Raw genomic sequence first — 1,207 nt, 5'->3', positions numbered from 1 at the left:
ATTACCAATCAGGCTGACATGGTTCGGCTCGAAGAGGCTTTGCCCGGTATGACTACGCGGTATGCCAAGGCAATGGGCTTTTCGGAGGCCGAGTTTAACGAGCAGCTCCAACTGGGGATAGTCCTTAAACCCATTCTGAGAGAAGCGTTGACCAAAATCCTTACCGATCCCTTTTTGAATGTGTGAACTAAGTAAGTATTGCATTCAAACAGGCCTGAGCTATAAACTCGGGCCTATGCTTGATAAGACGGGCAAGTCGTTATCCTCAAACAAAATTGCCACCTGTCTTTGACAAGTGGCAATTGACTTTCTCACCTGATTCAGGTGGTTTCCAACTTAAAAAAAAGAGCGCGGAGGCCGCTGTCTTTTTCGATAAAACCTATTCGACAGGAACTCATCACTGAGGAAACAAAGGTCGAACCATGAACTTAGAAGGGCCTTAACATTCGATTAGAAAAAACTTAAATTTTCACCGGATCAGCGGCTAAAGCAAGCCGGTATGAGACTGGCTTTCCCCCTAATCTTTGTACATTTATACCGACACAAGCACACGCAGGGCCGAATTGCATCAATTTTACTTGATGTACGGCTATGGCTTTACTTACCGATAATGATGTCTTCGGCTTTGATGGCTACTTTAAGCGCATCGCCGAGTTAATGACCAATCTGGAGGGGCTAACCACAGATTGGTCTCAAAGTACGGTCGCTTCCGTGAATCGCATCCGAGCCTCGCTCGATGCCGCTCAAAAAGACCTGGCACCCCTGCGCGAAGGCATCAAGAGCCTGGGCAGTGTGACTCGCGAGGGAGCTGACCAAAAAATCACTGACTACATTCAGAAAATCAGTCAGGTCGGTCAGCGCGTCACCGTTGCCCGCCAATCCCTGTCGATCCTGAATGAGGCTCAGCAACTCAACGGCAAGGTTGTTTCGGACCTGACGGCTCGACTTAGCATCCTGGTTCAACGCTATCAGACCCTCGACGATCAATCGAAGGATTACCAAAAGCAACAGCGGGCGCTCACGGCTGAGATGAAGACCGTCACGCGCGCGATCGACGCGCAGAGCAAATCGTTACAGGTCGGTAAATCAGCGATCGATGCGGCTGAGGGCTCCTTGAACCACCTCAAGCAGCAAACCGCTGATCTCAAGAAGACGCTCGACGCCATGCCGGGCGCGTATGACCTCTCAACCAAAAAGATCAACGAGC

At 50.1% G+C, this 1,207-nt stretch carries 2 protein-coding genes; both read left to right on the top strand.

Annotated features, from left to right (window positions below; all coding sequences use genetic code 11):
- On the top strand, nucleotides 1–186 hold a 186-nt coding region (locus GO755_RS41205), incomplete at its 5' end, for a hypothetical protein (RefSeq protein WP_198175094.1).
- Between the two features lie 405 nt (nucleotides 187–591).
- The coding region (locus tag GO755_RS40630; RefSeq protein ID WP_157591166.1) for a hypothetical protein at nucleotides 592–1,207 on the top strand (616 nt) is incomplete at its 3' end.

It is taken from the genome of Spirosoma arboris, from assembly GCF_009754945.1.
Lineage (GTDB): Bacteria > Bacteroidota > Bacteroidia > Cytophagales > Spirosomataceae > Spirosoma > Spirosoma arboris.
This window is presented reverse-complemented; position numbering and strand designations above follow the sequence as displayed.